At 58.7% G+C, this 16458-nt stretch carries 23 protein-coding genes; 13 read left to right on the top strand and 10 right to left on the bottom strand.

The genetic code is table 11. The features are described 5' to 3' along the window. Positions 1-89: 89 nt before the first annotated feature. On the top strand, positions 90-557 hold the full coding sequence (locus AB4N82_RS14795) for a PAS domain-containing protein (RefSeq protein ID WP_032885607.1): 468 nt from the start codon (positions 90-92) through the stop codon (positions 555-557). Between the two features lie 59 nt (positions 558-616). Continuing rightward, positions 617-1222, top strand: a complete 606-nt coding sequence (locus AB4N82_RS14790) for a hypothetical protein (RefSeq protein WP_032885606.1) — start codon at positions 617-619, stop codon at positions 1220-1222. A 2-nt stretch (positions 1223-1224) separates the two neighbouring features. Here AB4N82_RS14790 and AB4N82_RS14785 read toward each other — a convergent pair whose 3' ends face one another. After that, positions 1225-2184: a MerR family transcriptional regulator gene (locus AB4N82_RS14785; RefSeq protein ID WP_032885605.1), complete on the bottom strand. Its 960-nt coding sequence runs from the start codon at positions 2182-2184 to the stop codon at positions 1225-1227. 214 nt (positions 2185-2398) lie between these two features. Between AB4N82_RS14785 and AB4N82_RS14780 the strand changes: the two genes are divergently transcribed. From AB4N82_RS14780 to AB4N82_RS14755, 6 genes are read left to right on the top strand one after another with little or no spacing between them, the layout of a single operon-like run. Next, positions 2399-2959, top strand: a complete 561-nt coding sequence (locus AB4N82_RS14780) for an antibiotic biosynthesis monooxygenase (protein WP_032885604.1) — start codon at positions 2399-2401, stop codon at positions 2957-2959. A gap of 57 nt (positions 2960-3016) precedes the next feature. Further along, positions 3017-3727, top strand: a complete 711-nt coding sequence (gene folM, locus AB4N82_RS14775; RefSeq protein ID WP_032885603.1) for a dihydromonapterin reductase — start codon at positions 3017-3019, stop codon at positions 3725-3727. A gap of 20 nt (positions 3728-3747) precedes the next feature. After that, a complete protein-coding gene (gene folE / locus AB4N82_RS14770) occupies positions 3748-4308 on the top strand; it encodes a GTP cyclohydrolase I FolE (protein WP_032885602.1) in 561 nt (186 codons plus the stop codon). 2 nt (positions 4309-4310) lie between these two features. After that, complete coding sequence (gene folX / locus AB4N82_RS14765) at positions 4311-4682, top strand: dihydroneopterin triphosphate 2'-epimerase (protein WP_032857710.1); 372 nt, start codon at positions 4311-4313, stop codon at positions 4680-4682. Between the two features lie 16 nt (positions 4683-4698). Further along, the gene (locus tag AB4N82_RS14760) at positions 4699-4995 is read left to right on the top strand and encodes a DUF1244 domain-containing protein (protein ID WP_010206472.1); all 297 of its coding nucleotides are present in this window, start codon (positions 4699-4701) and stop codon (positions 4993-4995) included. Beyond that, the gene (locus AB4N82_RS14755) at positions 4988-5329 is read left to right on the top strand and encodes a HopJ type III effector protein (protein ID WP_122763895.1); all 342 of its coding nucleotides are present in this window, start codon (positions 4988-4990) and stop codon (positions 5327-5329) included. The genes AB4N82_RS14760 and AB4N82_RS14755 overlap by 8 nt, the downstream gene beginning before the upstream one ends. Before the next feature lie 102 nt (positions 5330-5431). Here the strand turns inward: AB4N82_RS14755 and trxB are convergent, their stop codons facing one another. Both trxB and AB4N82_RS14745 read right to left on the bottom strand, forming a co-directional pair. After that, on the bottom strand, positions 5432-6394 hold the full coding sequence (gene trxB / locus AB4N82_RS14750) for a thioredoxin-disulfide reductase (protein ID WP_010206474.1): 963 nt from the start codon (positions 6392-6394) through the stop codon (positions 5432-5434). A 142-nt stretch (positions 6395-6536) separates the two neighbouring features. After that, positions 6537-6677, bottom strand: coding sequence for a hypothetical protein (locus AB4N82_RS14745; protein WP_163034891.1), 141 nt, complete (start codon positions 6675-6677; stop codon positions 6537-6539). On the opposite strand from AB4N82_RS14745, the gene cysZ reads away from it, so the two are divergent. Then, positions 6676-7440: a sulfate transporter CysZ gene (gene cysZ, locus AB4N82_RS14740; RefSeq protein WP_032885600.1), complete on the top strand. Its 765-nt coding sequence runs from the start codon at positions 6676-6678 to the stop codon at positions 7438-7440. The genes AB4N82_RS14745 and cysZ overlap by 2 nt on opposite strands. 54 nt (positions 7441-7494) lie before the next feature. After that, entirely contained in the window at positions 7495-8697 is a 1203-nt protein-coding gene (locus AB4N82_RS14735; RefSeq protein WP_032885599.1) for a glycosyltransferase family 4 protein, read from the top strand. On the opposite strand, the gene AB4N82_RS14730 is transcribed toward AB4N82_RS14735, so the two are convergent. From AB4N82_RS14730 to rplU, 7 genes are all read right to left on the bottom strand, one after another. Then, a complete protein-coding gene (locus tag AB4N82_RS14730; RefSeq protein ID WP_032885598.1) occupies positions 8666-9769 on the bottom strand; it encodes an NADH:flavin oxidoreductase in 1104 nt (367 codons plus the stop codon). The two genes, AB4N82_RS14735 and AB4N82_RS14730, sit on opposite strands and share 32 nt — an antisense overlap. Before the next feature lie 164 nt (positions 9770-9933). Beyond that, a complete protein-coding gene (locus AB4N82_RS14725; protein ID WP_099602207.1) occupies positions 9934-10416 on the bottom strand; it encodes a glutathione peroxidase in 483 nt (160 codons plus the stop codon). Positions 10417-10517: 101 nt separating this feature from the next. Then, entirely contained in the window at positions 10518-10982 is a 465-nt protein-coding gene (locus AB4N82_RS14720; protein WP_032885596.1) for a CreA family protein, read from the bottom strand. 15 nt (positions 10983-10997) lie between these two features. Next, the gene (gene proB, locus AB4N82_RS14715) at positions 10998-12116 is read right to left on the bottom strand and encodes a glutamate 5-kinase (RefSeq protein ID WP_026013771.1); all 1119 of its coding nucleotides are present in this window, start codon (positions 12114-12116) and stop codon (positions 10998-11000) included. Between the two features lie 124 nt (positions 12117-12240). Beyond that, a complete protein-coding gene (cgtA, locus tag AB4N82_RS14710; protein WP_015885843.1) occupies positions 12241-13464 on the bottom strand; it encodes an Obg family GTPase CgtA in 1224 nt (407 codons plus the stop codon). A 193-nt stretch (positions 13465-13657) separates the two neighbouring features. After that, positions 13658-13915 carry a 50S ribosomal protein L27 gene (gene rpmA, locus AB4N82_RS14705; RefSeq protein ID WP_003176049.1) on the bottom strand — a complete coding sequence of 86 codons (258 nt, stop codon included), beginning with the start codon at positions 13913-13915 and terminating at the stop codon, positions 13658-13660. 34 nt (positions 13916-13949) lie between these two features. After that, positions 13950-14264: a 50S ribosomal protein L21 gene (rplU, locus tag AB4N82_RS14700; RefSeq protein ID WP_003176051.1), complete on the bottom strand. Its 315-nt coding sequence runs from the start codon at positions 14262-14264 to the stop codon at positions 13950-13952. A 239-nt stretch (positions 14265-14503) separates the two neighbouring features. Here rplU and AB4N82_RS14695 point away from each other — a divergent pair, with 239 nt between their 5' ends. The 3 genes from AB4N82_RS14695 (at position 14504) to AB4N82_RS14685 (ending at position 16424) form a co-directional block, all read left to right on the top strand. Continuing rightward, positions 14504-15472, top strand: coding sequence for a polyprenyl synthetase family protein (locus AB4N82_RS14695; RefSeq protein WP_032885595.1), 969 nt, complete (start codon positions 14504-14506; stop codon positions 15470-15472). Positions 15473-15666: 194 nt separating this feature from the next. Next, positions 15667-16008, top strand: coding sequence for a zinc ribbon domain-containing protein YjdM (locus AB4N82_RS14690; protein WP_003230858.1), 342 nt, complete (start codon positions 15667-15669; stop codon positions 16006-16008). Positions 16009-16166: 158 nt separating this feature from the next. Continuing rightward, a complete protein-coding gene (locus AB4N82_RS14685; RefSeq protein ID WP_003194088.1) occupies positions 16167-16424 on the top strand; it encodes a PA4570 family protein in 258 nt (85 codons plus the stop codon). The last annotated feature ends 34 nt before the right edge of the window (positions 16425-16458 follow it).

Raw genomic sequence — 16458 nt, 5'->3', positions numbered from 1 at the left:
ACAGCGACGCAAATATTTCGGGGCGCACCGTGCAAGATTCACGACTTGCCATAAACTGCCCATTCCAACAACACGCCACGGACCGCTCAATGATTAACGCCAAGCTGATGCAGATGGTGATCGACGCTTCCAACGAAGGCATCGTGGTCGCCGAACGCGAAGGCGATGAAAAGCCCCTGATTTATGTGAACCCGGCCTTCGAACGGATGACCGGCTACACACTGGACGAAATCCTCTATCAGGACTGCCGCTTCCTGCAGTCGGGCGACCGTGATCAGCCAGCGCTGACGGTGATTCGGGATGCTTTGGCGAAGGGTGGTTCGTGCCGGGAAACCCTGCGCAATTACCGTAAGGACGGCAGCCATTTCTGGAACGAACTGTCGCTTTCAACGGTGTTCAACACGGCTGATAAGCAAACCTATTTTATCGGCGTACAAAAAGACGTCACGCTCCAGGTCAAGGCCCAGCAGCGTGTCGAGCAATTAGAAAGCGAACTGGCCCAAGTCAAAGCCGAACTGGCCGCGTTCAAGTCGACAAATGGATTGAACAAAATTTAGAAAATACGGCCATATGAGCGGATAATGGCACTTTAATGCCCCTCTATTGAGCAAGCACAATGCAACGCGATGCGCTTCTGACCAAGGATGAGCTGGATTTCATTCAGAACATGCAACACAACCCGCAACTTAATCTGCGGGATGCGTCGTCGAGCCTGACCGTCAACGGCGGTGCGCAGATTCGCGACTTGCTCACCCGCCTGGCCGCCCACGACCATGTCACCATCCAAGCGCAGTTCGACAACCAGCAACTGACCTTTCCCCTCCAATTGGTGGAGGATGAGTTCAATGCAGTGCATCTGCGTCTGGGTGTGCCGAGTATTTTTGAAGACGGTCCGGTGATCCGCGCCTGGCGCCTTGCACTTGAAGCTCCGGTGGCCCTGGAGAACATCAAGGGCACCGCAAGTGCGCTGTGGGTGCATGAGGTGTCATTCAAGGGCGTGCTGGTGGAGATTCGTGGCCGGATCAAACCACCAAAAACCTTTTCCCTTTGGTTCAGCCCTTCCGGCTATGAGCGCATTGCCCTGCGCGGCGCCTTTGAGAGGGAAACCGCGCGGGGTTTGTTTGCCTATCGCCTCAGTCAAAGCGATGCGGATGAAATCGAACGCCTGCGCCAGTTCATCCTGCATCAGCACCGCCTGGTGCACCCGCAGATGCACGCCTGAGTTCAGGTATCCAGGTTACCGCTGAGGAACTGCTGCAAGCGGCGTTGCATCTGGCGCCCTTCGCTGCCCAGACAACCGATGGAAGAACCTGCCAGCGCGCTCTGCGCCAGGTCCGACACTGCGCCAGCAAGAAATAACGGGCAATCAAGGGTCAACGCCAAACGGTTGAGGCGGCCAGCCAGATCAACGTTATGGGAGTGGTTGGAGAAGATGATCAGCGCCTGGGGATGAGTCTTTTCACATACGAGGGTCAGCTCATCAAACGGCTGCCCCATCCCCAGCACCTTCACGACCAGGTCATCGCTGCTCATCAACAGCGCCGCCACCAGCAACTCCAGTTTGCGGCATTCGCCGGGTATGGCTGACAGCAATACCCGAGGCGCAGGCGACAGTGTGGCCGCTTGCAGGCGCTGAAAGGCATGGATACGCAAGAAGGCGTCGAAAAACAGCCATTCGCTGGCTTGACCAAAACGCCCCTGGTGGCGCAAGAGCTCGTTCCAGAGAGGCATCAGGATCTCTTGGAACGCCACGTTGAGGGGATAGGTAGCGAGAATCTGGCCATACAGGCTTTCCAACTGACGGTCGTCAAAGGCCTTGACCGCCAGCAACAGCCTCGCCCGCCATTGCGGCAATTCGCTTTCCTCGACTGAGTCGCGCTCAGCGCGAATCGCTTCGGCCTGCTGATCGTCGCGGGCGAGAATCTTGCCGACCTTGCTCACCGCCACGCCACGCTCAATCCAACCAAGAATGCGATTGACCGTCTCAATATCGGCCTTGGAGTAGAGGCGGTGCCCACTTTCGGTGCGGATGGGCTGGATCAGGCCGTAACGACGCTCCCATGCACGCAAGGTGACCGGGTTGACGCCTGTCAATCTTGATACATCACGAATTGGAAAAAGCTCAGCGCAATCAGGCGAATCCAGATGCGAAATGCTGTCAGCAGGAGCAGTAATCACTGGCATTCAAGACCAACAAACCAGCGGTAATTGGGCGGTCATTTAACGCCTATAGACTCCTCTTTTTCAAGGTGTGTACTTTTCGGACCAATGTCGCTGGCGTATTTCGGCAAAACCGGAATAATCCTTGCCTGTTTTTTCTACGTCGCTGCAACACCCCGCAGCTTCGTTTGTGCGCCACCTACCCGGATCAGCGCACCCGTACATTTGGAGATACACAATGTCTACCTCTCCCGTCACCTTGATGGTTGCGCGCCGCGTCGCCAAAGGGCGCTACGAAGAATTGATGGCCTGGCTGCGCGAAGGCGAGCAATTGGCTACCGACTTCCCCGGTTATCTGGGCTCCGGCGTACTTGCACCGCCGCCCAACGATGACGAATTCCAGATCATTTTCCGCTTCGCCGACGAAAAAACACTGCATGCCTGGGAATTCTCCGCCTCCCGTTGTGCCTGGCTTAGCCGCGGCAGCGATTTGTTTGCCGACCCCTCCGAGCACCGTGTGCGCGGCATCGATGGCTGGTTTGGTGCCGCGGGTGCCCGTCCGCCGCGCTGGAAGCAGGCCGTGGCAATCTGGCTGGCGTTTTTCCCGGTGTCGCTGCTGTTCAACTTTGTCTTGGGGCCATTGCTCAATGGGCTCGACCTGGTGCCCCGCGTACTGGTCAGCACGATGGCACTCACGCCTCTGATGGTTTACTGGTTCATTCCGCTGTCCACACACCTGCTGGCGAACTGGCTGCATCCCACGCCTGCACCGCGCAAGGCCACCGAAGCGGCGGCGTGAGTACAGGGGCGACCCGTCGCTGGTATGATTTGCGCCTGCCAGCGACGCGAGCCTCCCATGACTGCAAAGAACGCCCCGATCCTGATCACCGGCGCCGGCCAACGTGTCGGCCTGCATTGCGCCCAGCGCCTGCTGGACGAGGGCCAACCGGTGATTTTCAGCTACCGCAGCGAACGCCCCGGCGTACAGGCCCTGCGCGAGCGTGGCGCGATCGGTGTGTTTGCCGACTTCTCCAACGAAGCTGGGATCCTGGCGTTTATCGCTGAACTGAGTACCCACACCCAAAGCCTGCGCGCGATCATCCACAACGCCTCGGCCTGGGTCGCGGAAACGCCGGGCGACGAAAGCCGCGCGTTTACCGATATGTTCAGCGTACACATGCTTGCGCCGTACCTGATCAACCTGCATTGTTCGACCTTGCTGCAACGCTCTTCACCTGCCGATATCGTGCATATCAGCGATGACGTGGTGCGCAAGGGCAGCCGCCAGCACATCGCCTACTGCGCCACCAAGGCCGGGCTCGACAGCCTTACGCTGTCGTTTGCCGCACAGTTCGCGCCGCTGATCAAAGTCAACGGCATCGCCCCGGCGATGGTGATGTTCAACGAAGACGACGACGCGGCCTATCGCACTCGGGTGTTGGCCAAATCAGCCCTGGGCATCGAGCCAGGACCCGAGGTGATTTACCAGAGCGTGCGCTACCTGCTGGACAACCCCTATGTCACCGGTACCACCCTGACCGTCAACGGCGGGCGGCATATCAAGTAAGCCGTTTGTGAGGATGTTGTATGACCTTATCCCTGCCCCACCATTACCGCGAGATCCTCAAGAACCTGGGCGAAGACCCGGAACGCGAGGGCTTGCTCGACACCCCCAAGCGCGCCGCCAAGGCCATGCAGTATCTGTGTCATGGCTATGAGCAGAACCTCGAAGAAATCGTCAACGGTGCACTGTTCGCCTCCGACAACGACGAGATGGTGATCCTCAAGGACATCGAGTTGTACTCGCTGTGCGAACATCACCTGCTGCCCTTTATCGGCAAGGCCCACGTGGCCTATATTCCGACCGGCAAGGTGCTCGGCCTGTCGAAACTGGCGCGTATTGTCGACATGTTCGCCCGGCGCCTGCAGATCCAGGAAAACCTCACGCGGCAGATCGCCGACGCGATCCAGGACGTGACCCAGGCCGCCGGCGTGGCCGTGGTGATCGAAGCCAAGCACATGTGCATGATGATGCGCGGCGTGGAAAAACAGAATTCAACCATGAACACCTCGGTGATGCTCGGCGCGTTCCGCGAGTCGAACACCACGCGCATGGAGTTCCTGCAACTGATTGGACGGAGCAAGTAGCAATGCCACAACTTCAACCAGGCATGGCACGCATCCGGGTCAAGGACCTGTGTCTGCGTACCTTCATCGGTATCAATGAGGACGAAATCCTCAACAAGCAGGATGTGCTGATCAACCTGACCATCCTGTACGCCGCCCAGGACGCCGTGCGCGACAACGATATTGACCACGCGTTGAACTACCGCACCATCACCAAGGCGATCATCGCCCACGTGGAAGGCAACCGCTTCGCGCTGCTGGAACGCCTGACCCAGGAATTGCTGGACCTGGTGATGAGCAATGAATCGGTGCTGTACGCCGAGGTCGAAGTGGATAAGCCCCATGCGCTGCGCTTTGCCGAATCGGTTTCGATTACCCTGGCGGCCAGCCGCTGACATTGAAGTGGACCCTATGAACGATCAACAACGCCTCGAACTCGAAGCCGCCGCTTTTCGCCGGCTGGTAGCACATCTGGACAGCCGCAAGGATGTACAGAACATCGACCTGATGAACCTCTCCGGTTTCTGCCGTAATTGCCTGTCCAAGTGGTACAAGGCCGAGGCCGACGAGCGCCAGATCGAGCTGAGCCTCGATGACGCTCGTGAAGTGGTGTACGGCATGCCGTACGCCGAGTGGAAAGCCCAATACCAGAAAGAAGCCAGCGCTGACCAACAGGCAGCGTTCGCCAAAGGAAAAACCCATGACTGATTTGAACACCCTGCGCGCCAACCTCAACAGCGGCGAACACGTCTTTGCCGACACCCTGGCATTTGTCGCGGCCGGTTACGATTACCAACCGCAGGCCTTCACCAATGGCACCGTGGAAAACGCGGCCGGGCAGAATGAAGGGTCGTGCAAGACCTTGGGCTTGGCGGTGCTGGAAGGCTTGAGCGACCAAGAAGCGCTGCTAGCGTTTGGTGAACATTACCGCTCGGTGGTGGCGACGCCTGAGGGCAGCGACCACGGCAATATTCGGGCGTTGATTGCCCATGGGTTGGCCGGTGTGAAATTCACCGCGCAGCCCCTGACCCGCAAATCCTGAGTCAGACGCGGATCAAAATGTGGGAGGGAACTTGCCCCTCCCACATTTAAATTGCACTCATAAAAAAACCGGCCTCGCAGCCGGTTTTTTTATTCCAACGATTTAGAACGAAGCGTCCTTCAAACCGTCGAGGTAACGCTCGGCATCCAGTGCTGCCATGCAACCGGCACCAGCCGAGGTAATGGCCTGGCGGTACACGTGGTCAGCCACATCACCGGCAGCAAAGATGCCTTCGATATTGGTGGCAGTCGCATTGCCTTCACGGCCGCCCTGCACCACCAGATAACCATCTTTGGCTTCCAGCACGCCTTCGAACAACGAGGTGTTCGGAGTGTGGCCGATGGCGATGAACACGCCGTCGACTTTCAGCTCGTCGAAGCTGCCGTCGTTGTTTTTCAGGCGAGCACCGGTCACGCCCATGTTGTCGCCCAGGACTTCGTCCAGGGTGGCGTTGAGCTTGAGGATGATCTTGCCTTCAGCGACACGGGCGTGCAGCTTGTCGATCAGGATCTTCTCGGCGCGGAAAGTCTCGCGGCGGTGAACCAGGGTCACGGTGCTGGCGATATTGGCCAGGTACAGCGCCTCTTCAACGGCAGTGTTACCGCCGCCGACTACAGCGACCGGCTTGTTGCGGTAGAAGAAACCGTCGCAGGTCGCGCAGGCTGAAACGCCCTTGCCCATGAACGCTTCTTCCGATGGCAGGCCCAGGTAACGGGCGCTGGCGCCAGTGGCGATGATCAGCGCGTCACAGGTGTAAACGCCGCTGTCGCCGGTCAGGCTGTAAGGCTTTTTCGAGAAGTCGACTTGGTTGATGTGATCAAAAACGATCTCGGTTTCAAAGCGCTCGGCGTGTTCTTTCATACGCTCCATCAGCACCGGGCCAGTCAGGCCGTGGACGTCGCCAGGCCAGTTGTCGACTTCCGTGGTGGTGGTCAACTGACCGCCCGCCTGCATGCCGGTGATCAGCAGCGGCTTGAGGTTGGCCCGGGCAGCATAGACAGCAGCGCTGTAACCGGCAGGGCCGGAACCGAGAATAATCACTCGCGAATGACGGGTATCAGACATGACTCACTCCTATCGACCGCCCGGACTACAAGGCGGCTGGAATAAAAAAGGACTGCGAAGCACTTGGGGAAGGCTTTAACTCGCAGATCCTAAAAATAATGGGTGCAGCGTATAGAGGGGGGCAAGATTAAGGAAATACGGTTTAACAATCCAGCTCATAGGCGGTCTCTATGCTGTCAGCCCAGCTAATCGAGGCGTTTGTTACTGTTGATGTCGCCGCTTTCACCTCGGATACAAAGTCGGTAAGGTCGGCGCGTTCGTCATCCTGCTCGGAGTTCTCCATGCCTGCCCCTGTTCTTTCCGGCCCGCAATACCTGCGTGAAGGCCTCAAACTGGTGTTGAGCCCTGGCCTACGCCTGTTTGTGCTGCTGCCGCTGATGATCAACCTGGTGCTGTTCGTCGGATTGATTTACTTCGCCGGCCACCAGTTCAGCTTGTGGGTCGAGCACTTAATGCCGACGCTGCCGAGTTGGCTGAGCTTTTTGAATTACCTGCTATGGCCGCTCTTTGTAGTGTTGGTGGTGCTGATGGTGTTTTTCACCTTCACCATGCTCGCCAATATCATCGCGGCGCCGTTCAATGGCTTTCTCTCAGAGAAGGTAGAAGTGGTGGTGCGCGGTACCGATGACTTCCCGGCCTTCAGTTGGGGCGAGTTGATCGCCATGGTCCCCCGCACCCTGGCCCGAGAAATGCGCAAGCTCGGCTACTTCCTGCCACGGGCGATCGGCCTGTTTATCCTTTCGTTTATTCCCGTGGTCAACCTGATCGCCGCGCCGTTGTGGCTGCTGTTTGGCGTATGGATGATGGCAATCCAATACATCGACTACCCGGCCGACAACCACAAACTAGGCTGGAACGAAATGCTCGCCTGGCTGCGCCAGAAACGCTGGCAGAGCATGAGCTTTGGCGGCATCGTCTATCTGGTATTGCTGGTGCCGGTGGTCAACCTGCTGATGATGCCCGCGGCGGTGGCTGGCGCCACCTTGTTCTGGGTGCGCGAGCAAGGCGCCGAGGCGATGGCGAACCCCAAGGTCACCAAGTCATAAATCCATCATCTGGATGACACAATGGCGACATGGCCCACACGGACACTGTGGGTCATGACGACAGCCTCGCTTCATATCACCCTCATCACCGAAACCTTCCCGCCAGAGATCAACGGGGTGGCCAATACCCTTGGTCGCCTGTGCGAGGGTTTGCGCGCGCGCGGCCATCAAGTCGAACTGGTACGCCCACGCCAAGGCGTCGATCAGAGCCGGCTCAGCGACGACGAACTCCTGCTGTGCCGCGGCTGGCCACTGCCGGGTTATCCGGGCCTGCAGTGGGGTCAGTCGTCGATGCACAAGTTGCTGCGCCGCTGGACACGCCAACGCCCGGATGTGCTCTACATCGCCACTGAAGGCCCGCTGGGCTTGTCGGCACTGCGTGCAGCACGGCGCCTGGGCATCAGTGTGGTCAGCGGCTTTCACACCAATTTCCAACAGTATTCGAACCAGTACGGCTTGAGCCTGCTCAGCCGAATGGTCACGCATTACCTGCGCTGGTTTCACAACCGTTCGACGTTGACCCTGGTGCCCAGCGCCAGCCAACGCCTGGAGTTGGAGCGTCGGCATTTCGAGCGCCTGGGAATGTTGTCGCGGGGTGTCGACAGCCAGTTATTCCACCCGACCAAGCGTGACAATGCACTGCGTGAAAGCTGGGGTTTAGAGAACGACGATATCGCTGTGCTGCACGTTGGCCGCCTGGCCCAGGAGAAAAACCTCGGGCTGCTCAAGCGCTGCTTTGATGCGCTACAGAAAACGTACCCATCCCGCCCAATGAAGCTGATTGTCGTCGGGGATGGCCCGCAACGGGCACTGCTGGAGCACGACCTGCCCGAAGCAGTATTCTGCGGCACCCAACGCGGTGAAGAGTTGGCACGGCATTACGCGTCGGGAGACCTGTTTCTGTTTCCCAGCCTGACGGAGACCTTCGGCAATGTAGTGCTGGAAGCCATGGCCTCAGGCCTTGGTGTGGTGGCGTACGACCAGGCAGCCGCAAGCCAGCACCTGCGGCACGGCTATAGCGGCGCACTGGCGATGCCGGGGGATGAAGAGGCGTTTTGCGATGCAGCCATCTGGCTGCTGGAAGAACGCGAAACGTTGCGCAGGGCCCGCCTGAATGCTCGCCAACATGCCAGTCGCCAGGGTTGGCCAGCGATTATCGAGCAGTTCGAACGCCAGTTGCGCGGTGTGTGCGAGGACGGGCACCTGGAGCCCGCCCTGACGCCACTTACACCAGAGTCGTCAACGCCTCACGACTGAATGGCAGGATGTCACCCTCACGTCCTTCACGCACCTTCACGGCCCAATCCGGGTCAACCAACAACGCACGACCTACGGCAACCAGATCAAACTCGTCGTTGTTCAGGCGCTCCAGCAGTTTCTCAAGGCTGGCCGGCTGCGCGACTTTGTCGGTGTTGACCATAAACTGCAGGAACTCGCCATCCAGGCCGACACTGCCCACGGTAATAGTTGGTTTGCCGGTGAGTTGGCGCGCCCAACCGGCCAGATTGAGGTCGGAACCTTCGAATTCCGGCTCCCAGAAACGTCGGGTTGAGCAGTGGAAAATATCCACGCCGGCGTCGGACAGCGGCTTGAGGAATTCACCCAACGCCTCAGGGGTTTGTACCAGACGCGCGGTGTAGTCCTGCTGCTTCCACTGGGAGAAACGGAAGATGATCGGGAAGTTCGGGCCGACAGCGGCGCGCGTAGCCTGGATCAGCTCGATGGCAAAACGCGAGCGGTTGGCCAGGCTACCGCCGTACTCGTCGGTACGCTGGTTGCTGCCTTCCCAGAAGAACTGATCGACCAGATAACCGTGGGCGCCATGGATTTCCACGCCGTCCATGCCGATGCTTTGAGCGTCTTTGGCGGCTTGGGCGAAAGCGTTGATCACGTCCTTGATGTCCTGGGCGGTCATGCCATGGACCACCACGTTGCCGTCCTTGAGTTTCTCCATCGGACCATAGGCCGGCACGCTGGCATCAGGCTCAGTGCCGATACGGCGCACGCTGCCGACATGCCACAACTGAGGGACAATCTTGCCGCCTTCGGCGTGCACGGCATCGACCACTTTCTTCCACCCGGCCAGGGCCGCTTCACCGTAGAAATGCGGGACATTCGGGTAGCCATTAGAGGCCTGGTGACCGACCACGGTGCCTTCAGTGATGATCAAGCCCACGCCAGCGGCCGCACGGCGACGGTAGTATTCGATGACGTTGGAATTAGGTACACCACCCGGAGAAAACGAGCGGGTCATCGGCGCCATGACCACGCGGGTCGACAGTTGCAGTGCACCGAGCTGGAAGGGTTTGAACAAGGCTTGGACGGGCATGGAGCACTCCACGGGAGACTGGGTTTATGATGCGGATAATATGAGGAGTGGAACGCGCCCGGTAGTACTATTGATTTTGGTGATTAAGGGGTAAAAGCGGTGGGGTATTTGGGCTGCTACGCAGCCCAAGGCGGGAAAGGTCCGCTCACCACAAGAGAAGTGATTTAGCTCAAGGCTTTTTCGATGGCCTGGACGATCGAAGGGTCTTCCGGCGGGGTACGCGGTGAGAATCGAGCAAGGACCCTACCATCTTTACCCAGCAGGAACTTCTCAAAATTCCAGGTGATATCGCCGGGAAATTCGGCCCCCTCACCCGCCAGCAACCGGTAGAGCTGGTGACGCTCAGGGCCATTGACATCGAGCTTGCTGCCCAAGGGAAAAGTCACTCCGTAGTTCAGGCTGCAGAACTCGCGGATTTCTTCCTCAGTGCCCGGTTCCTGGCCGGCAAACTGGTTGCACGGCAGGCCCAGCACAGTAAACCCTTGGTCCTTGTACTGCTGATAGAGGTTCTCCAACGCCGCATATTGCGGGGTCAGGCCACATTTGGAGGCTACATTGACCACCAGCACTACTTGCCCCTTGAAGGGCGCCAGTGGCAACTCTTGTCCGTCCAAAGCTTTGAGTTTCAGGTCGTGGAAAGCACTCATGACGAACTCCAGATATCCCATGTTCTTAGCAAAGCGGCGCCTTGAGGTTACAACCCGCAAGCCTGCAATCATAGACGCCGATTACAAAACCCGCCTGCGGATTACTGAGCGGTCGGCCACGGCAAAATCGGAATTGCGGTCACGGCGTTCTGCGGGCTGCCTTCGATCAGGCGGTCGCTGTAGACCAGGTACACCAGTGTGTTGCGCTTCTTGTCGAGGAAACGCACCACTTGCATGGTTTTGAACACCAGCGAGGTGCGCTCCTTGAACACTTCGTCGCCGTCCTTCAGTTCGCCCTTGAAGCGGATCGGGCCGACCTGACGGCAGGCAATCGATGCTTCAGCGCGATCTTCGGCCAGGCCCAGGCCGCCTTTGACACCACCGGTCTTGGCGCGGGACAAGTAGCAGGTCACGCCGTCGACCTTGGGGTCGTCAAACGCTTCGACGACAATTCGGTCGTTGGGGCCGACGAATTTAAACACCGTCGACACCTGGCCAACCTCTTCGGCGCTGGCCAGCAACGGCGTCAGCAACAGCAGGCCCAACGCAAACTTCACTAAACGCATCGTATATTCCTTTGGTTAGACCAGGATCAGGTTGTCGCGGTGAACCAGTTCAGGTTCGGCCATGTAACCTAATAGTCCGACAATCGCGTCAGACGATTGTCCAATAATTTTCTGTGCTTCCAGGGCACTGTAATTGGCCAGGCCACGGGCGATCTCACGACCGTCGGGCGCTACGCACACCACCATTTCGCCGCGGCGGAAGCTGCCCTGTACCAGCTTGACGCCCACCGGCAGCAGGCTCTTGTTGCCCTGGGACAGTGCCGATACCGCGCCGTCGTCCAGCACCAGAGTGCCACGGGTTTGCAGATGCCCGGCCAGCCACTGCTTGCGCGCCGCCAGCATGCCGCGTTCCGGCGACAGCAACGTGCCGATGCGTTCGCCAGCCTTGAGGCGGTCCAACACGCGCTCCAGGCGCCCACCGACGATAATGGTGTGGGCACCGGAGCGTGCAGCCAGACGCGCAGCCCGCAGCTTGGTCTGCATGCCGCCACGGCCCAGGGCACCGCCGACACTGCCGGCCACGGCGTCCAGCGCCGGGTCATCGGCGCGGGCTTCATAAATAAGCTGCGCATCGGGGTTGTTGCGCGGATCGGCGTCGAACATGCCGTCGCGATCAGTGAGGATCACCAGCAAGTCGGCTTCCACCAAGTTGGCTACCAGTGCGGCCAGGGTGTCGTTGTCGCCGAAACGGATTTCGTCAGTGACCACGGTGTCGTTCTCGTTGATCACCGGGATCACCTTGAGCTCCACCAGGGCGCGCAACGTACTGCGGGCGTTGAGGTAGCGCTTGCGGTCGGACAGGTCGTCGTGAGTCAGCAGGATCTGCGCCGTGTGGCGGCCGTGCTCGGCGAAGCTGGACTCCCAGGCTTGCACCAGGCCCATCTGGCCGATGGCGGCAGCGGCTTGCAGTTCGTGCATCGCGCTGGGTCGCGCGGTCCAGCCGAGACGGCTCATCCCGGCGGCAACCGCCCCGGACGACACCAGCACCAACTCGACACCAGCCTCATGCAAGGCCACCATCTGCTCCACCCAGACGCTCATTGCTGCGCGATCCAGGCCTTTGCCATCCGCCGTCAGCAGCGCACTTCCGATCTTTACGACCCAACGCTGCGCACCTGTCACTTTGCTCCGCATCATCTTCAACCTTAGATAGAGGGCCGCGCGACCCAGCGCTGCCCATAACGTTATTCGTGGCTACGTAATACCCAGATACCAAAACGCCGCTCATGTGAGCGGCGCTTAAGTTTACTGCAACGAATCAGTCGCGCACGTAAATGATTTCTGGACCGTCTTCATCATCCACGTCTTCTTCGTCCCAATCGTCGTCGCCGATGTCGTGGACCGACTTCACGCCGCTGCGGCGCAGGGCACGCTGGTCGTCCAGAGCTTGCAGCTGGGCACGGGCTTCGTCTTCGATCTGCTGGTCGAGTTCGGCGAGTTCGGCCTTGAACACCGGGTCGGCCGCAAGGCGGTCAGCACGGTCTTCGAGGTAGCGCATGATGTCGCGGGTCAGGCGCTCGGTGCCTTCTTTGGCGATGGCCGAGATCACGTAGACCGGACCCGTCCATTCCAGGCGATCAACGATTTCCTTGACGCGCTCCTCGTGCTCTTCCTCGAGGATCTGGTCGCACTTGTTCAGCACCAACCAACGATCACGCTCGGCCAGGGCCGGGCTGAACTTGGTCAGCTCGCTGACGATCACTTCGGCGGCGTCTGGTGCACTGGTGTCATCCAATGGCGCCATGTCGACGAGGTGCAGCAGCAAACGGGTGCGGGACAAATGCTTGAGGAAGCGAATCCCCAGGCCTGCGCCGTCGGAAGCCCCTTCGATCAGGCCTGGAATGTCGGCGATCACGAAGCTTTTCCAGCGGTCAACGCTGACCACGCCCAGGTTTGGCACCAGGGTAGTGAATGGATAGTCAGCGACTTTCGGCTTGGCGGCCGATACCGAGCGGATGAAGGTACTTTTGCCTGCGTTCGGCAAGCCCAGCAGACCCACGTCTGCCAGTACTTTCATTTCCAGCTTGAGGTCACGCTGCTCGCCAGGCTTGCCCGGCGTGGTCTGGCGCGGTGCACGGTTGGTACTGGACTTGAATCGGGTGTTACCCAGACCGTGCCAGCCACCCTGCACAACCATCAGTTTCTGGCCGGCCTTGGTCAGGTCGCCAATCACTTCCTGGGTCGCGGAATCGATGATCGTGGTGCCAACCGGTACGCGCAGTACCAGGTCTTCGCCTTTTTTACCGGTGCAGTCCGTACTGCCGCCGTTGGAGCCACGCTCGGCATCAAAGTGCCGGGTGTAACGGTAGTCGACCAGGGTGTTGAGGTTTTCGTCGGCCATCATGTAGATGGAACCGCCGTCACCGCCGTCACCGCCGTTGGGGCCACCGTTTTCGATGAATTTTTCGCGACGGAAACTCATGCAACCGTTACCGCCGTCGCCTGCTTTTACTCGGATGGATACTTCATCAACGAACTTCATAACAAAACGCCTCTCGCCGCATGGACGAGCTTAAGAAACCAAGACATAAGACTCTTGCAAAAATGAGCGCAGCGACCTCAATCAGCGACCGCAAATCCAGCGCCGGAGCCCATCACAAACAGCTTTGCAAGAGACTCACCCCACAAACGAAAAAGCCCCGTCGCGAGACAGGGCTTTTCCAGCGATTTCGCAATTAAGCTGCGACAACGCTCACGTAACGGCGGTTGAACGCGCCTTTTACTTCAAACTTGATCACGCCTTCGATTTTCGCGAAGAGGGTGTGATCTTTGCCCATGCCTACACCGTAACCGGCGTGGAATTGGGTGCCGCGCTGACGCACGATGATGTTGCCCGGAATGATTTTCTGGCCGCCATACATCTTAACGCCAAGGCGTTTGGCTTCTGAGTCGCGACCGTTACGGGTACTACCACCAGCTTTTTTGTGTGCCATGAGTCAATTCTCCTAGTGAGGAATTAGGCTGAAATTAAGCCTGAATACCGGTGATTTTGATCTCGGTGTACCACTGGCGGTGGCCCATACGCTTCATGTGGTGCTTACGACGACGGAACTTGATGATGCGGACTTTATCGTGACGACCTTGGGAGATCACTTCAGCCACAACGGTAGCGCCAGCAACAACTGGAGCGCCGATGTTCACGTCATCGCCATTGGCGACCAACAGAACGCGATCAAAAGTAACGGATTCGCCGGTAGCGATTTCCAGTTTTTCGATCTTCAGGTATTCACCTGGGGCGACCTTGTATTGCTTGCCACCAGTAACAATTACTGCGTACGACATGGTATTTCTCCGATAATCCTGCTCACCCAGCGCTTTATAAGAAGAGGTATTGGCTGGCATGGCTGCATGGGATGGACGTCCCGAATGCAATTGCGTAAGGCAGGTGCTGCCCAGGAAGTTCAGGGTGCGCGATTGTACGCAAGGTAAATGGGTGTTGCAAGTGGCCGTCCATCGCGCCTTGACACTACGGGGTCAGGGTCCTAGCATGCCGCGCAACCCTTCTGGAGCGACTGTCGCTGATGCAACCCCAAGCTTTCTACCGCGCGGTCGCGGACGATTTTAGCGCCGTCGACGGCATCATCAAGCAGCAGCTGACGTCTAAAGTGCCGCTGGTCTCCAAAATTGGCGACTATATTACGTCGGCGGGCGGTAAGCGCCTGCGTCCTTTATTAGTGTTGCTGTGCGGCAAGGCCCTGGGCCGCGAAGGCGATGACCTGCGCCTGCTGGCCGCCACCATCGAGTTCCTGCACACCGCCACCCTATTGCATGACGACGTGGTTGACATGTCCGGCATGCGCCGTGGCCGCGAGACCGCCAATGCGATGTGGGGTAACGCACCAAGTGTGCTTGTCGGCGACTTCCTGTATTCGCGCTCGTTCGAAATGATGGTCGAACTGGGCTCGATGCCGGTGATGAAGATCCTGTCCCAGGCCACGCGCATCATCGCTGAAGGCGAAGTGTTGCAGCTGTCGAAGGTCCGCGACGCCAGCACCACCGAAGAAACCTACATGGAAGTGATTCGCGGCAAGACCGCGATGCTCTTTGAAGCCTCCACCCACAGCGCCGCGGCATTGTGTGGCGCGACCGCCGAACAGGCCGAAGCCCTGCGCACCTTTGGCGACCATCTGGGCGTGGCGTTCCAACTGGTAGACGACCTGCTCGACTACCGTGGCGATGCTGAAACCCTGGGCAAGAACGTCGGCGACGATCTGGCCGAGGGCAAGCCGACCTTGCCGCTGATCTACACCATGCGCGAAGGCACGCCAGAACAGGCAGCTTTGGTGCGCAAGGCGATTCAGAAAGGCGGCATAGAAGACCTCGAAAGCATCCGCGCAGCCGTGGAAGCTTCGGGCTCCCTGGACTACACCGCACAACTGGCGCGTGACTACGTGGCCCGTGCGATCAAGTGCCTGGAAGCCCTGCCTGCCAGCGAATACCGGGACGCCCTGGTTGAGCTGAGTGAGTTTGCAGTCGCTCGTACGCACTAAGCCATACCTGCAGACACAGACCAATGTGGGAGGGGGCTTGCCCCCGATGACGGTGCTCAGTCGATATATGACTGGCTGATCCACCGCTATCGGGAGCAAGCCCCCTCTCACATTTGAATTTCATAGAGCCTGCAACACCACAAAACCCTATATAATGTGCGACTTTTAGCCATCCTGACCTTTAAGGAGCTTTAGTGAGCACGTTGCCACCCTGCCCGAAATGCAATTCCGAATACACCTACGAAGACGGCGCCCAGCTGATCTGCCCGGAATGCGCCCATGAGTGGTCCGCCAATGGCGAGGCCGAAGTGGCCGGCGATGAAACCGTGAAGAAAGACTCTGTGGGCAACGTCCTGCAGGACGGCGATACCATCACAGTGATCAAGGACCTCAAGGTCAAAGGCACGTCTCTGGTCGTTAAGGTCGGCACCAAGGTCAAGAACATCCGCCTGTGCGATGGCGACCACGATATCGATTGCAAGATCGACGGCATCGGCCCGATGAAGCTTAAATCCGAGTTCGTTCGCAAAGTCTGAATCTGCTGTATCCATCCCGCGCCAGCCGCGGGATGGCGTTTTGCCCTCCCCCTGAAATGCCTCAATATCCACACAGAAAAACCAAGAAACCGCCAATAGACGCTTGCTATTCTACGAATAAGAATTATTCTCATTGAAACCGATCAAGGAGATGCACCATGACTTATTTGATAGATGCCTGGCTGGACCGCCCACACCCTTACCTGCGGATACTGCATCGGGAAACCGGCGAAGTCTGTGCAGTACTGGAAGAAGAAGCGCTGAATGAATTGCAGGACCAGGGCGACCTGGACGTCAATGGCCTGAGTTCAAGTGAACCCGGTGTGCTGAAAGAGGTGGTGCGTAATCTGTTTCTGTTTTGCTATGCCCGAGCGTTGCGCCCGGCGACGGAGCTCAATGGCAAGTTTCATCCATGAGCAACCCCCTAAAACACTGTGGGAGCGAGCAGGC

The sequence above is a fragment of the Pseudomonas sp. H1_D04 genome, from assembly GCF_054683855.1.
Note: the sequence above shows the minus strand (reverse complement) of the source record. Positions and strands in the feature narration are given on the sequence as shown.

What these genes read in the sequence shown, in the direction of transcription:
- trxB (WP_010206474.1), bottom strand. Translation starts at nt 6,394, where the DNA reads ATGTCTGATACCCGTCATTCGCGAGTGATTATTCTCGGTTCCGGCCCT.
- AB4N82_RS14685 (WP_003194088.1), top strand. Translation starts at nt 16,167, where the DNA reads ATGACTTATTTGATAGATGCCTGGCTGGACCGCCCACACCCTTACCTG.
- folE (WP_032885602.1), top strand. Translation starts at nt 3,748, where the DNA reads ATGACCTTATCCCTGCCCCACCATTACCGCGAGATCCTCAAGAACCTG.
- AB4N82_RS14725 (WP_099602207.1), bottom strand. Translation starts at nt 10,416, where the DNA reads ATGAGTGCTTTCCACGACCTGAAACTCAAAGCTTTGGACGGACAAGAG.
- AB4N82_RS14720 (WP_032885596.1), bottom strand. Translation starts at nt 10,982, where the DNA reads ATGCGTTTAGTGAAGTTTGCGTTGGGCCTGCTGTTGCTGACGCCGTTG.
- AB4N82_RS14730 (WP_032885598.1), bottom strand. Translation starts at nt 9,769, where the DNA reads ATGCCCGTCCAAGCCTTGTTCAAACCCTTCCAGCTCGGTGCACTGCAA.
- AB4N82_RS14760 (WP_010206472.1), top strand. Translation starts at nt 4,699, where the DNA reads ATGAACGATCAACAACGCCTCGAACTCGAAGCCGCCGCTTTTCGCCGG.
- proB (WP_026013771.1), bottom strand. Translation starts at nt 12,116, where the DNA reads ATGCGGAGCAAAGTGACAGGTGCGCAGCGTTGGGTCGTAAAGATCGGA.
- AB4N82_RS14745 (WP_163034891.1), bottom strand. Translation starts at nt 6,677, where the DNA reads ATGGAGAACTCCGAGCAGGATGACGAACGCGCCGACCTTACCGACTTT.
- cysZ (WP_032885600.1), top strand. Translation starts at nt 6,676, where the DNA reads ATGCCTGCCCCTGTTCTTTCCGGCCCGCAATACCTGCGTGAAGGCCTC.
- rplU (WP_003176051.1), bottom strand. Translation starts at nt 14,264, where the DNA reads ATGTCGTACGCAGTAATTGTTACTGGTGGCAAGCAATACAAGGTCGCC.
- AB4N82_RS14785 (WP_032885605.1), bottom strand. Translation starts at nt 2,184, where the DNA reads ATGCCAGTGATTACTGCTCCTGCTGACAGCATTTCGCATCTGGATTCG.
- AB4N82_RS14695 (WP_032885595.1), top strand. Translation starts at nt 14,504, where the DNA reads ATGCAACCCCAAGCTTTCTACCGCGCGGTCGCGGACGATTTTAGCGCC.
- AB4N82_RS14795 (WP_032885607.1), top strand. Translation starts at nt 90, where the DNA reads ATGATTAACGCCAAGCTGATGCAGATGGTGATCGACGCTTCCAACGAA.
- rpmA (WP_003176049.1), bottom strand. Translation starts at nt 13,915, where the DNA reads ATGGCACACAAAAAAGCTGGTGGTAGTACCCGTAACGGTCGCGACTCA.
- folM (WP_032885603.1), top strand. Translation starts at nt 3,017, where the DNA reads ATGACTGCAAAGAACGCCCCGATCCTGATCACCGGCGCCGGCCAACGT.
- cgtA (WP_015885843.1), bottom strand. Translation starts at nt 13,464, where the DNA reads ATGAAGTTCGTTGATGAAGTATCCATCCGAGTAAAAGCAGGCGACGGC.
- AB4N82_RS14755 (WP_122763895.1), top strand. Translation starts at nt 4,988, where the DNA reads ATGACTGATTTGAACACCCTGCGCGCCAACCTCAACAGCGGCGAACAC.
- AB4N82_RS14780 (WP_032885604.1), top strand. Translation starts at nt 2,399, where the DNA reads ATGTCTACCTCTCCCGTCACCTTGATGGTTGCGCGCCGCGTCGCCAAA.
- folX (WP_032857710.1), top strand. Translation starts at nt 4,311, where the DNA reads ATGCCACAACTTCAACCAGGCATGGCACGCATCCGGGTCAAGGACCTG.
- AB4N82_RS14735 (WP_032885599.1), top strand. Translation starts at nt 7,495, where the DNA reads ATGACGACAGCCTCGCTTCATATCACCCTCATCACCGAAACCTTCCCG.
- AB4N82_RS14790 (WP_032885606.1), top strand. Translation starts at nt 617, where the DNA reads ATGCAACGCGATGCGCTTCTGACCAAGGATGAGCTGGATTTCATTCAG.